We start from the raw sequence: 13,180 nt of genomic DNA, 5'->3' as shown, positions 1-13,180 counted from the left end.
GTGTTGTCGAACAGGTGCGGCGCCACCGACAGCGACCACTACGGGGTGGACGTCGCGGGGAACGGTGGGACGGCGATCGGGGCCGCCTATCCGGGCACGGTCGCGTTCGCCGGTTGGACCTCCGGCGGGGGCAACATGGTGACGCTCTCGCACGCCAGCGGCTACCAGACCCGCTACCTGCACATGGCACAGCCGGCCTCGGTCGCGCTCGGGCAGCAGGTCGGGCAGGGGCAGGTGCTCGGGTACGTCGGCAGCACCGGCAACTCGACCGGCCCGCACCTGCACTTCGAGATCCGCCGCAACGGCGCGGTCCACAACATCGCCCCGGCGTACGCCTGCGGCGCCACGGTGACCAAGGGCGCGCCGATCAACCTTCCCTTCCCGGACCTGACGCCGGCCGGGGCCGCTCCCGACCGGTTCGCGTTCGTCAACTCGGCGGGGGTGTTGTACGCGAAGGATGGCGCGTACTCGTCGTGGCAGGCGGTCAACGCCGGTGGGGCGACGAAGGTGGTGCTGTCCGGTAACCGGATCGGTTGGGTGCAGGGCGGCAACTTCTATGTCAAGGAGGGTGTGTACGGGCAGTGGTTGACGCTGGCCGGGGGCGGTCAGGTGCGGGACATCGCGGTCAGTGGTGACCGGTTCGCGTTCGTGAACTCGGCGGGGGTGCTGTACGCCAAGGACGGCGCGTACTCGTCGTGGCAGGCGGTGAACTCGGGTGGGGCGACGAGGGTGGTGCTCTCCGGTAACCGGATCGGTTGGGTGCAGGGCGGCAACTTCTACGCCAAGGACGGCATCCAGGGCGGGTGGCTCGCCCTGGCCGAGGGTGGACAGGTCAGCGACGTCGCGGTCGGCGGCGACGACTGGTTCGCGTTCGTCGGCGGCGGGAACTTCTTCGCCAAGCAGGGCGTCCACGCCGGGTGGCTGACGATGGCCGGCGGCGGGCAGGTCGGCGACGTCGACATCGCCACCTGACGGGCCGTGCCCGACGGCCGGGGCGGTGCGGGCGAGGTCGTCCGCACCGCCCCGGCCGGCGCGCTGCCGGCCCTCCTGCCGGGCCACCGAGGAACTCGGAGCGCCGGGCCCCGGTGTTTGCGGGCAGCCGGGATCGGAGACATTAGCCCGGCATGGCTGACAGGTGGTACTCGGAGGCGGTCGTCTACTGCCTCGACATCGACACGTACGCGGACTCCGACGGCGACGGGGTCGGTGACATCCGGGGGCTCATCGGCCGGCTGGACTACCTCGCCCGGCTGGGCGTGACCTGCCTCTGGCTGCACCCCATCCACCCGTCGCCCAACCGCGACGACGGGTACGACGCGACCGACTTCTACAACATCGACCCGCGCTTCGGCACCCTCGGCGACTTCGCGGAACTGCTGCACCAGGCGCAGAACCGCGGCATCCGGATCATCATCGACCTGGTGGTCAACCACACGTCGAACGAGCACCCGTGGTTCCAGTCCGCCCGCTCCTCGCCGGACTCGCCGTACCGCGACTGGTACGTCTGGGCCGACCACGAGCCGGCCGACCGGCACCAGGGCATGGTCTTCCCCGGCGAGCAGCACGAGACGTGGACCTACGACCGGACCGCCAAGGCCTGGTACTACCACCGGTTCTACAAGTTCCAGCCGGACCTGAACTTCACGAACCCCGCGGTCCGCGAGGAGATCAAGAAGATCGTCTCGTTCTGGCTCCAGCTCGGCGTCTCCGGCTTCCGGATGGACGCGGTGCCGTTCATCATCGAGCTGACCGAGCCGGGCAACCCGAACTCGCCGAAGGACTTCGAGTTCCTCACCGAGCTGCGCCAGCACGTGCAGTGGCGCCGGGGCGACGCCGTCCTGCTCGCCGAGGCCAACGTCGAGCCCGACCAGCTGCCGACCTTCTTCGCCGACAGCGGCGGCTCGGGCAACCGCCTGCACATGCTCTTCGACTTCATGCTCAACGGGCGCCTGATGCTGGCCCTGGCCCGGCAGGACCCGGAGCCGATCATCGAGGCGCTGCGGGACACCCCGGCGCTGCCCGAGGGCGGGCAGTGGGCCACCTTCCTGCGCAACCACGACGAGATCGACCTCTCCCGGCTCACCGCCGAGCAGCGCAACCAGGTGTACGCGGAGTTCGGCCCCGACGAGAACATGCGCATCTACGACCGGGGCATCCGCCGCCGGCTCGCCCCGATGCTCGGCAACGACCGCCGCCGCATCGAGCTGGCGTACGCGTTGCAGTTCTCGCTGCGCGGCACGCCGGTGCTGCGCTACGGCGAGGAGATCGGCATGGGGGAGGACCTGTCGCTGCCCGGCCGGGAGGCGATCCGCACCCCGATGCAGTGGTCGTACCAGCCGAACGCCGGCTTCTCCACGGCCGACCCGGAGAAGCTCGTCCGACCGGTGATCGACAAGGGCGAGTACAGCTACGAGAAGGTCAACGTGACCGTCCAGCGCAGCGACCAGAAGTCGCTGCTCGCCTGGTTCGAGCGGATGATCCGTACGCTGCGCGAGGCCCCCGAGGTGGGCTCGGGCTCGACCACCCACATCGACGTGGCGATGCCGCCGGGCGTGCTGGCGCACCGGGCCGACGGGCGCACCGGCACGATGGTCTTCGTGCACAACCTCGGCACCACCGACGCCGAGGTGGACCTGAGCATGCTGGAGCCGGAGGCGGACCTGCCCATCGACGTCCTCGCCGACCGCAACTACGGCGACGTGGGCAAGCTGGACCGGCTCAAGGTGGCCGGCCACGGCTACCGGTGGATCCGCCTCTGCCGGGGTCGCGGCCTCTGACCCGGCCGCCACGTCGACGGCCGTCCGCCGCGCCCCGGCGGACGGCCGGTCACTCCCGCCAGCCGGCCAGCTCGACCCCCTTGGCGATCTCGACCCGGAAACCCATGGCGATCTCGCCGCTCTCGCCCGGCCCGAGCCGGAGCCGCCAGGTCAGCTCGCCCAGCTCCGTGCGCTCGGCCGGGGGCGGGACGAGGGTGGACTCCCGCACGACCACCGCCTCGTCCCGGGACACCGGCAGCTGGTCGCGCACCTCGACGCTCGCCGGCCGGGGCGTGTGGTTTGCCACGCTGATCCGGTACTCCACGTCCCGCCGCCGGGTCGAGCCGAGCGTGGCCCGGGTGTCGGCGCGCCGGCCCAGCTTCCGTTCCACCCGGACCCGGTCGTCCACGCCGAGCGCCAGCTCGGTCTCCTCACCGGGCGCCCACACCGGCAGCCGGGTGGCCGCGACGAAGTCGGCGCCGTGGAAGACCGCCGCCGGCCCGGGGAGCAGCGTGTGCGCCGAGGTGTTGCGGACCGTCGCACGCAGGTGCGCCTCGGTCGCGCGGACCGGCACGGTCACGTGGTCCAGCCGGGCCGGCAGCTCCAGCACGGCGATGGTGGCCCGGTGGGCGCTGCCGTCCGCCGGCACCGCGACCGGGCGGGCCGGCCGGTAGGTGGCCGCCGTGACCCCCTGCTCGACGGTGGCCACGCTCTCGCGCATCTCGGGGCGCGGCGCGCCGGACCGGGCCACGGCCCCGGCGGGCGGACCGGCGGGTGCCGCGGGGGCCGGCATCGCGCCGAAGCTGGCCGCCTTCGGCATCGGCGGCGGCACCGGCCGGAGCCGGTCGAGATACCAGGGCGTCAGTTCGGGTACGCGGGTCGCCGCCGCCGGCCGGGCCGTCGAGAGTTCGAGCACGCACTCCGGCCAGTCCTCGCCGGTGTCCTGGCTGACCAGCCCGAACCAGGTGACGGTCATGGTGTCGTCGACCAGCCGCAGGTCGTAGGAGGGCTGCCAGCGGGCCCCGTCGATCAGGTAGCTCAGCTCCAGGTCCAGCTCGTCGTCGGCGTCGACCGACACGGTCACCTCGGCGACCAGCTGGTCCGGTCTCCGCTTGCCGCGCGTGGCGTCCAGTTGCCGCTCGACGGCCGCCAGCTCCTCGGTCAGGTCGGTACGCTGCCGGGCCAGCGCGCGACGGCGGCGCTGGGAGTCGGCGAGCTGACCGGCGACCGAGTCGGCGAAGGTGGCCACGTCGGTCGGGGCGGCGTCGCCGGAGGCCAGCGCGCGGGCGTACGTGCCACCGGCCCGGTCGGCCAGCCGGGTGAGGAACTGCCCCCGCTGCGTCTCGACCTCGCTCGCGTCGTCGACCTCGGCCAGCGCGTCGGCCAGTTCCCGGGTCCGCTGCTCCAGCTCGCGGACCTGCCCGTCGGTGCTGCGCGGCTGCCGCCACGTCGTGACGTCCACGCCGAGCACGGTGGCGGCGCCCCGCCCACCGACCCGCAGCGAGTCCCGCCGCAGGCCCATCGGCAACGGTGCGACGCGTACGCGGTGCTCACCGGCGGTCAACCGGGTGCTGCCCCGGCGGGTGACCCGGGCGCGGTCCGGGTAGACGGTGACACCGACGACGGGTGCTGCGATCTCCACTGCCTTCACGGCGGCGAGAGTAGCCGGGCGATGCTCGTGAGCGGTGTCCCGCGCGGGGCCGGCGTCGGCGTACGGCTGGGTTAAGCTCCTTCGATCGAGCGTAAGTTACCGGGAGGTAGGCATGTCGGAGGAGCAGCGGGTCGCCGTCGTCACGGGCGCGGCGCGGGGGATCGGGGCGGCCACCGCCCGGCGGCTGGCGGCCGACGGCCTCGCGGTCGCCGTGGTCGACATCGAGGAGTCGGCAACGAAGGAGACCGTGGACGCGATCGTGGCGGCCGGCGGCCGGGCGCTCGGCGTCGGCGCGGACGTGTCCGACCGTGCCCAGGTCGAGGCGGCCGTGGCGCGGGTCGCCGCCGAGCTGGGCGCCCCGACGGTGCTGGTCAACAACGCCGGCGTGCTCCGCGACAACCTGCTGTTCAAGATGACCGACGCCGACTGGGACACGGTCATGGGGGTGCACCTGCGCGGCGCGTTCCTGTTCAGCCAGGCCGCCCAGAAGCACATGGTCGAGGCGAAGTGGGGCCGGATCGTCAACCTCTCCAGCACCTCGGCGCTGGGCAACCGGGGCCAGGCGAACTACGCCGCCGCGAAGGCCGGCCTCCAGGGCTTCACCAAGACCCTCGCCATCGAGCTGGGCCCGTTCGGGGTGACCGTCAACGCGGTCGCGCCCGGCTTCATCGTCACCGACATGACCGCCGCCACCGCCGCCCGGATGAAGGTCGACTTCGAGGCGCTCCAGAAGCACGCCGAGTCGGAGATCGCGGTACGCCGGGTCGGCCGCCCCGAGGACGTCGCGCACACCATCTCGTTCCTCGCCAGCGAGGGCGCCTCCTTCGTCTCCGGTCAGGTGATCTACGTGGCCGGCGGCCCCAAGGACTGACCCCCGCGTACGCCCCGGCGGGCACCCGCCCGCCGGGGATCAGGCCGCCGGAGCGGGGCGGGTACGCCAGAGCCAGAGCAGGCCGAGCACCGGCAGGACCAGCGGGATGTAGCCGTACCCGCTGCCGAACTGCGACCAGACCGTCTCGTCGGGGAAGAGCTCCGGATCGGCGAGGCTGAGGGCCCCGACGCCGAGCACCCCGACCAGCTCCACGGCGCAGCACGCGAGGGCGACGCGCCGGCCGGCGGCACCGGCGCGGGCCAGCCCCACCGCCGCGACGATGTAGATGGCCGCGGCGAGGGCCGAGAGCAGGTACGCCACGGGCGCCTCGTCGAACTTCGTGGCGATCTGGAGGCCCGCGCGGCTCGTCGCGGCGATCGCGAAGAGCAGGTAGACCGCGATCAGCAGCCGCCCCGGGCCGGCGTTGGTGCGCTTCGCCTCCGGGGCGCGTACGTCAGCCACCCAGCACCTCCCAGGTCTGCTGGAGCCGTACGACGACCACCGGCGTGACCAGGCAGACCGCGCAGACGATCGCCGAGCCCCAGCGCGTCGGCTCCATCCGGGCCAGCACCCAGGCCAGCGGCGGCAGGCAGACCACCGTGGCGACGTACCCGAAGAAGGCCCCCGGCTCGCCCGGCCGCTCGCCGCCGCCGATGGCCACCAGCGCCACCACCACGAGCGCGAGGAGCGCCACCTCCAGCACGGCCAGGCCGGCGAACTGCACCCGGTCCGGTGCGCGGTGCCGGAGCGTCGCCACCAGCGCCCACGCGGCGACGAGGAGCGACAGCACGATCGAGGCGGTCGCGAGGAGCCCGTCCACCGGCGAACCCGCCGACGCCGCGCTGGTCATCGGGGTCGTCCGGGGTGTGTCTCGGTCACCGACACAGCCTACTAACCCGCGTAGTACACCCCGTCACCCGCCGCCTCCTGTCAGGGGTCCGCCGTCCGTCCGTCCCGGCTCCCGGTGGTCCGACGGCGTCGGTCCGGCGGGCGTGGGAGCGTGTTCCGCCGAGGCGGCGGCGAATGTCGTCAGAGGACAGTGGGGTACCCCTATTGACCCCTACTCGCGGGTAAGCGGAACGTCGCGGACCGTTATTCTCGGGCCACGTCGCCACACTCCGACGGCACGTTCGTCTGACGGAGAGGATCGCCATGTCGCTGCCCACCATCCCCCCGGCGCTGAGCGTGGTGATGCCGACCTACCAGGATCCGCAGTGCCTCGCGCTGACCCTGCGGGCGCTGACCCGGCAGACGCTGCCGCCGGAGCGCTTCGAAGTGATCGTGGTCCGGGACGGTGGTTCGTCCGACGGGTACGCCGAGGCCCTCGCCGAAGGTGCCGGCCTCCGCCTGCGCGTGGTGGAACTCCCCCGGCGCAAGGGCCGCTCCACCGCCCGGAACGAGGGGGCGCGGGCTGCCACCGCACCCCTGCTCGTCTTCCTCGACGCCGACTCGTGGGCCGTGCCCGACCTGTTGGAGCGGCACCTGGCGTGGCACGGCACGCCCGGCAACGCGGCGGTGCTGATCGGCCGGCGGGACGAGATCGGCCTCGCGGACCTCCCGGCCGTGCTGGCCGGCGAGTCGGACACGATCGCGCGTGCCTTCCCGCACGGTGGCGACCTGCGGTTCGCGACGGGACTCCCGGACGACGGCGGCGACTGGCTCCGGGCCGGCTGGGTGATCGCCTACACGCACAACATCTCGCTCTCCACCTCGCTCTTCACGAAGGTCGGTGGCTACCGCGAGGCGTTCGGGCTCAGCTACGGCGTGGAGGACGTCGAGCTGTTCTACCGCGTGGACCGGAGCCTGCCGGACGGCGTCAACTTCGGCTACGACGACGATGCCCGGGTCGTCCACCTGCCGCACCACAAGAACATCACCCGCAACTGGATGGAGATGAAGGCCAACTTCCAGCAGGCGGCCAGGTTGTACCCCTGCCTCGAGTGGGAGTTCCTCACCGCGGTCATGGGGTACGAGGCGATCCGGCGGATCCTGTACTACCGGTCGCTCGTCGACGAGTGCGTCGAGCGCTCGGCCTGCGCCATCGGGCCCGCCGTCGCGCGCCTCGCCGGCAAGTTGCGGGGACCCAAGGCGCTCTGGATCGGCACCGGCCGCGCCGAGGCGAGGCTGCCCGCCTCGGCGCTGACCTACGACTACTCCGCTCCCGTCGGGCCGGCCAACTTCCACCTGCTCGGCGTGGCCCCACCCATGCCGGCGGGCAGCATGGACGCGGTGGTCAGCGTCGACTTCTGGCGGTACCTGCTGTGGCCGGAACTCTGCCAGTTCATCTCCGCCTCGGTGCAGCTGGCCGGCGAGGTCCACCTGGTCGCCACCGCCGCCGCGACGCCGGGGATGTGCGCCGCCGACCCGCAGACGCTGGACTACCTGCGCCAGGCGCAGGCCGCCGAGTACGTGGCCGAACTGCGCGCGGTCGAAGGGCTCGGTGACGTGCTGACACTGCGGGCCCGCCAGCCCGTGACCGGCGCCGTGCGCCGGGTGCCCGGCCAGGTTCCCGCCAGGACACGACCCACGGCACTGGCGCCGGGGCGTCCCCCGGCGAGGTAGCAGATCGACGGTGCGGCCGGGCCCGACGTGCGGGTCCCGGCTCGCTGCACCGTGCCCGGATCCGTCGCTACAGCCGGAAAGGCGAGCATCATGCGCGTACTGTTGTCGACCCTCGGGTCACGCGGCGACGTCCAACCACTGGTGGCGCTGGCATCGCGGTTGAAAGCTCTCGGTCTGCAGGTTCGCCTCTGCGCCCCACCGGACTTCGCCCGGTGGGTGGCCACCTTCAAGATTCCGTTCGTGCCCGTCGGCCCGCCCTGGCGCAGGTCGGCGGCGCCCAGGCCGCGGGCCGCCGTACCCCGCCCGTCGCCGGCGCAGGTGCGTCAACTGGCGGAGTCCTCCGTCGGCATCCAGTTCGAGGTGTTGTCGGCGGCGGCCCGGGACTGCGACGCCGTCGTCGCGTCGACCGGCCTCCAGATCGCCGCCCGCACCGTGGCGGAGAAGCGGGGCATACCGTACGTCTTCACGGCGTTCTGCCCGGCGGCCCTTCCCTCACCGCACCACGCTCCGCTGCCGCTGCCCGCCCTCGGGGAGGTGCCCGCGCCCGCGTCGGCCGACAACCGCGAGCTGTGGGCCGCCAACCAGCGGCACGTCAACGACACCTTCGGCGCGCCGCTCAACGCGCTCCGGGCGACGATCGGACTGGTTCCGGTCGACGACGTCAGCGCCCACATCCACACCGACCAGCCGTGGCTGGCGGTCGACCGGACGCTGGCGCCCTGGCCGGACGCCGCCGACCGGACCGTCTACCAACCGGGCGCCTGGCTCCTGCCGGACGAACGACCGCTGCCGCCCGAGTTGACGGCCTTCCTGGACGCCAGCGACGAGCCGTGTGTCTACGTCGGATTCGGCAGTGTCGCCGCACCCCCGGGCCTGCTGGAGACGGCCGTCCAGGCGGTGCGCGCGGTCGGCTGCCGCCTGGTCGTCTCCCGGGGCTGGGCGCCGCTCTCGCTGGCCGTCCGGGCGCCCGACTGCCTGGTCGTCGGCGAGGTGAACCAGCAGGAGCTGTTCAAGCGGGTGGCCGCAGTGGTCCACCACGGCGGCTCGGGCACCACGACCACGGCCGCGCGGGCCGGGACGCCGCAGGTCGTCATCCCGCAGGTCTACGACCAGCACTACTTCGCGCGCCGCGTGTCCGCGCTCGGCATCGGCGGCGGGCACTCCGGCGCGGTACCGACCGTCGAGTCGCTGACCGCGGCTCTCAGCGCCGCACTGCGGCCCGAGGTGGCCGCCCGCGCCCGGGCTTTCGCCACCACCATCAGCACCGACGGAGCCCAGCTCGCCGCGGAGCGGTTGACCACCGCCCTGCGGAGCTGAGCCCGGTCACCGGCGGGTCAGCCGCGACGACCGCCGGCGGGGTGGGCACTGCCGTCCGGGCGGCATCGGGGAGTGGTCAGGGTGGCGGCCGAACCAGCCGCCACCCTGACCACCGATCCCCGAGCGCGGGCGCGGGCGCGCCGACGACACCCGGCACAGGGTCCGGCGGGGCGCACGGCCGCGGGTACCGTGGTGTGACTCGACGACGGTGGAGGTAGCTCGTGGTGCGGTTCGGGTTGTTCGGCACCGGTCACTGGGCGGCCGAGACGCACGCCGCGGCGCTGCACGCGCACCCGGGGGTCGCGTTCGCCGGCGTGTGGGGCCGGGACCCGCGCAAGGCCGCGGCCCTGGCCGAGCGCTACGGAGTGCCGGCGTTCGACGACGTCGACGCGCTCATCGACGCCTGCGACGCGGTCGCCGTGGCCCTCCCGCCGGACGTCCAGGCCGGCATCGCGGTCCGCGCGGCCACCGCCGGCCGGCACCTGCTGCTGGACAAGCCGCTCGCGTTGAGCGTCGCCGACGCCGACCGGGTGGTCGACGCCGCACAGGCGGCGGGCGTCGCCTCGGTGGTCTTCTTCACCGGCCGCTACCGGCCGAACATCGCCGCTTTTCTCGCCTCGACGGCGGCCGTCGGCGGATGGCACACCGCCAAGGCGATCCGGTTCGGCTCCATCTTCCAGCCCGGCAGCCCCTACGGGGCCTCGCCCTGGCGCCGGGAGCACGGCGCGCTGTGGGACATCGGCCCGCACGCGCTGTCGCTCGTCCTGCCGGTGCTCGGCCGGGTCACCCGCGTCGCCGCGATGGACGGGCCGCGTGGGCTCGTCCACCTGCTCCTCACCCACGACGGGGGCGCGACCAGCACGGTGTCGCTGACCCTGGACGCCCCGCAGGAGGCGGTGAGCCAGGAGTTCGTCTTCTACGGCGAGAACGGCGTCGAGACCGTTCCGGCCGGCGAGGGCGACTCGGCGACCGCCCTCGGGGTGGCGATCGACCAACTGCTGGAGGAGATCGGCTCGGGCAGCCGGGACCACCGCTGCGACGTGCGCTTCGGCCGCGAGGTCGTGGCCGTGCTCGCCGCCGCCGAGACCGCCCGCGCCGAGGGCCGCACCGTCGACCTGCCGAGCTGACGGCCGCACCACGGAGGCGGAAAAGCGGTCGCCTCCCGGGGACGGGCGCGGCTAGGGTCGCCGCATGTCCGCACACGCTCTGATCGAGAGGGTCGGCACGCCGGCCGTCCTCGGGTCGCTCCTGGCGGCCCGTCTGCGAGTCCGGCGTCCGGCCCTGGCCGGCGCGACCCGCGACTGACCCCGCACCGCACCCGCGGCGCCACCGCCTGGGCATCCCCGGGCGAGACGCCGCCCCCGCCACGCATCCGGGTGCCGTCCCGGGGCTGAGTGCCGCCCGTCGGCACCACCCCGGTCGTCCGCTCCGACGTGGCGCTTCGCCGTGCGCCGCCGATCCCGCGTTCCGCGTCACGCCCAGGGCCGTCCGAGTCCCCGAACCCTCGGACAGGCCCCGTTCGCGGCTGCCTGTCCGCTCCGTCGCCGCACGGCGACAGACAGGACGACGACCCGTGGCGCCCCGCCGTACCCGAGCAACCGAACGCGACCGGTCCCGTCGCGTACTCTCCCAGAACTTCCTCGCCGACCCGGCCGCGATCGCCCGGATGGTGCACGCCGCCCGCCCCCGGCCCGACCGGCTCCTGCTCGAGGTGGGCGCGGGCCGGGGCCAGCTCACCCGGCCGCTCGCGGCCCGCTGCCGGCACCTGACGGCGTACGAGGTGGACCCGGCCGCCGGCGCCGAGCTGGCCAGGGTCTGCGCGGCTCTGCCGAACGTGGCGCACCGGCAGGTCGACTTCCTCACCGTCACCCCACCGCCGGAGGAGTTCGACGTGGTCGGCAACATTCCCTGGTCGCTGACCTCGGCCGTGGTGCGCTGGTGCCTGGCCGCGCCCAACCTGCGCGCGGCCACCCTGCTCACCCAGGTGGAGTACGCCCGCCGCCGCAGCGGCGACTACGGCCGGTGGTCCAGGCTGACCGTGTTGACCTGGCCGGAGTTCGGCTGGCGGCTCGCCGGGCGGGTGCCCCGCACCTCGTTCCGCCCGGTGCCGGGGGTGGACGCCGGCATCCTGCGCGTCGAGCGGCGGCCGGAGCCGCTGCTGGCCGCGTCGGCGCTGCCCGCGTACCGCCGGATGGTGGAGATCGGCTTCGACGGAGTCGGCGGCTCGCTCGCGGCCTCGCTGGCCCGGCACCACCCGCGGGCGCGGCTGGCGGCGGCGCTGCGGGCGATCCGGCTCGACCCGGCCACCCCGGTCGGGCACGTCTGGCCCGAGCAGTGGCTGGTGCTGTTCCGGCTGCTGCACGCCCGCTGAGGACTCAGGCCAGCGTGTTGAGGGCCTCGCTCAGCTCGGCGGGGGAGTCGAACTCCTCCGCCGGCAGGGCCCGGAGCGTCTGGAGCATCGCCGTGCTGACCCCGTTCTCCTGGCCCCAGCGGATCAGGTCCTCCCGGGAGACCGGGTAGTCGAGCCCGGCCAGGTACTCCTGCAACTGCACGCCGGTGACGGTCATGCCGGCGGCCTACCCGCTCAGGCCGCCGGCACACGCCCGCCGATCGACGTCCGGCGGTTTGCCCCGGTGGCGCGCCGGGTAGCCGCCGACATGCTGGTTCAGCGGCTCGGCGCGCCGAGCGACTTCGACCCGTTGCTGGAGCGCGTCCGGGACGCCCGGATCGTGATGATCGGCGAGGCGACGCACGGCAACTACGACTACTACCGCCTGCGCGAACAGCTCACCCGCCGGCTGATCGCCGAGTGCGGGTTCTCCTTCGTGGCCGTGGAGGGGGACTGGCCCGACTGCGACCGGGTGCACCGCTCGGTGACCGCCGCCCCGGGCGGGGCCGCCGACCCGCGCGTCGCGCTGGAGCGCTTCGAGCGCTGGCCGACCTGGATGTGGGCGAACGCCGAGGTGGCCCGCTTCTGTTCCTGGTTGCGGGCGTGGAACGTGGAGCGGCCCCAGGACGCCCGGGCCGGCTTCCACGGCCTGGACGTCTACAGCCTGTGGGAGTCCATGCAGGCGATCTTCGACTATCTCGGCGAGGAGGACCCGGGTTCGCTGGAGGCGGCGCAGGACGCGTACCGCTGCTTCGAGCCGTACGGCAAGCGGGTCGAGGAGTACGGCATGGCGAGCCGGTTCGTCTCCGCCCGCTGCGAGGAGGAGGTCGTGCGCCTGCTGGCGCGTACCCGCGAACAGGCCGCCGCGGACGGCCCGGACAGCTTCTCGGCCTGGCAGAACGCGGAGGTGGTGGCCGGCGCGGAGCGCTACTACCGGGCGATGGTGGGCGGCGGGCCGGAGTCGTGGAACATCCGGGACACGCACATGACGGACACCCTGGACCGGCTGCTGGAGCGTTACGGCCCGGGCGCGCGGGGCGTCGTCTGGGCGCACAACACGCACGTCGGCGACGCCCGGGCCACCGACATGGCCGCCGACGGGATGGTCAACATCGGCCAGTTGGCCCGCGAACGGCACGGCGCCGACGAGGTGGTCCTGGTCGGCTTCGGCGGCTACCGGGGCACGGTGATCGCCGCGCCCCGCTGGGGTTCACCGGCCGAGGCGATGGTGGTGCCGCCGGCCCGTCCCGGCTCGGTCGAGCACCGGCTGCACGAGCTGATGCCCGAGCGGGCCGTGCTGGTCTTCGGCGGCGACGACCAGCCCGGTTGGGTCACCGGAACCGCCGACCACCGGGCGATCGGGGTGGTCTACGACCCGTCCTTCGAGTCGTGGGGCAACTACGTGCCGACCCGGCTGGGGGAGCGCTACGACGCCCTGATCTGGTGCGACGAGACCACGGCCCTGCACCCCCTCCCGGCCCTGACCACCCCGGGCGAGATGGAGACCTATCCGGCCGGCGTCTGACCCGGGCCCACCCAGGTCCCGGCGATCATGCAGTCGTGGTGCCCGTTCCAGCCGGGTTCGCCGGTTGTGCGGGGCACCACGACTGCATGATCGACCAAAGCGGTGGTGG

General features: G+C 73.8%; 11 protein-coding genes and 1 pseudogene. 8 read left to right on the top strand and 4 right to left on the bottom strand.

Translation table 11 applies throughout. The annotated features are described in order from the left end of the window. A partial coding sequence (locus F6X68_RS34325) for a M23 family metallopeptidase (protein WP_225852372.1) occupies positions 1 to 972 on the top strand: 972 nt, incomplete at its 5' end. Between the two features lie 152 nt (positions 973 to 1,124). Then, complete coding sequence (locus F6X68_RS22895) at positions 1,125 to 2,777, top strand: alpha-amylase family protein (protein ID WP_151456213.1); 1,653 nt, start codon at positions 1,125 to 1,127, stop codon at positions 2,775 to 2,777. A gap of 49 nt (positions 2,778 to 2,826) precedes the next feature. Here the strand turns inward: F6X68_RS22895 and F6X68_RS22890 are convergent, their stop codons facing one another. Then, positions 2,827 to 4,398, bottom strand: a complete 1,572-nt coding sequence (locus F6X68_RS22890) for a mucoidy inhibitor MuiA family protein (protein WP_370518976.1) — start codon at positions 4,396 to 4,398, stop codon at positions 2,827 to 2,829. A 121-nt stretch (positions 4,399 to 4,519) separates the two neighbouring features. Between F6X68_RS22890 and fabG the strand changes: the two genes are divergently transcribed. Beyond that, positions 4,520 to 5,278 (top strand): 3-oxoacyl-ACP reductase FabG, encoded by a 759-nt coding sequence (gene fabG / locus F6X68_RS22885; protein ID WP_151456211.1) that lies wholly within the window; start codon positions 4,520 to 4,522, stop codon positions 5,276 to 5,278. Here the strand turns inward: fabG and F6X68_RS22880 are convergent. After that, a pseudogene (locus tag F6X68_RS22880) lies at positions 5,251 to 5,740 on the bottom strand (hypothetical protein). The gene fabG and the pseudogene F6X68_RS22880 sit on opposite strands and share 28 nt — an antisense overlap. Further along, on the bottom strand, positions 5,733 to 6,128 hold the full coding sequence (locus F6X68_RS22875; protein ID WP_151456209.1) for a hypothetical protein: 396 nt from the start codon (positions 6,126 to 6,128) through the stop codon (positions 5,733 to 5,735). Before F6X68_RS22875 ends, F6X68_RS22880 begins: the two are co-directional and overlap by 8 nt. A gap of 302 nt (positions 6,129 to 6,430) precedes the next feature. Here F6X68_RS22875 and F6X68_RS22870 point away from each other — a divergent pair, with 302 nt between their 5' ends. From F6X68_RS22870 to erm, 4 genes are all read left to right on the top strand, one after another. Continuing rightward, positions 6,431 to 7,840 (top strand): glycosyltransferase family 2 protein, encoded by a 1,410-nt coding sequence (locus F6X68_RS22870; protein WP_151456208.1) that lies wholly within the window; start codon positions 6,431 to 6,433, stop codon positions 7,838 to 7,840. A gap of 90 nt (positions 7,841 to 7,930) precedes the next feature. Further along, a complete protein-coding gene (locus tag F6X68_RS22865) occupies positions 7,931 to 9,157 on the top strand; it encodes a glycosyltransferase (RefSeq protein ID WP_151456207.1) in 1,227 nt (408 codons plus the stop codon). Positions 9,158 to 9,378: 221 nt separating this feature from the next. Further along, on the top strand, positions 9,379 to 10,284 hold the full coding sequence (locus tag F6X68_RS22860) for a Gfo/Idh/MocA family protein (protein WP_192581505.1): 906 nt from the start codon (positions 9,379 to 9,381) through the stop codon (positions 10,282 to 10,284). Positions 10,285 to 10,730: 446 nt separating this feature from the next. Continuing rightward, entirely contained in the window at positions 10,731 to 11,528 is a 798-nt protein-coding gene (gene erm / locus F6X68_RS22855) for an ErmE/ErmH/ErmO/ErmR family 23S rRNA (adenine(2058)-N(6))-methyltransferase (RefSeq protein WP_151456205.1), read from the top strand. Positions 11,529 to 11,532: 4 nt separating this feature from the next. Here erm and F6X68_RS22850 read toward each other — a convergent pair whose 3' ends face one another. After that, positions 11,533 to 11,724 (bottom strand): DUF2795 domain-containing protein, encoded by a 192-nt coding sequence (locus F6X68_RS22850; protein ID WP_151456204.1) that lies wholly within the window; start codon positions 11,722 to 11,724, stop codon positions 11,533 to 11,535. A gap of 90 nt (positions 11,725 to 11,814) precedes the next feature. On the opposite strand from F6X68_RS22850, the gene F6X68_RS22845 reads away from it, so the two are divergent. Then, positions 11,815 to 13,071 carry an erythromycin esterase family protein gene (locus F6X68_RS22845; protein ID WP_151456203.1) on the top strand — a complete coding sequence of 419 codons (1,257 nt, stop codon included), beginning with the start codon at positions 11,815 to 11,817 and terminating at the stop codon, positions 13,069 to 13,071. The last annotated feature ends 109 nt before the right edge of the window (positions 13,072 to 13,180 follow it).

Source organism: Micromonospora sp. AMSO12t (assembly GCF_008806585.1).
Taxonomy (GTDB): domain Bacteria; phylum Actinomycetota; class Actinomycetes; order Mycobacteriales; family Micromonosporaceae; genus Micromonospora; species Micromonospora reichwaldensis.
Note: the sequence above shows the minus strand (reverse complement) of the source record. Positions and strands in the feature narration are given on the sequence as shown.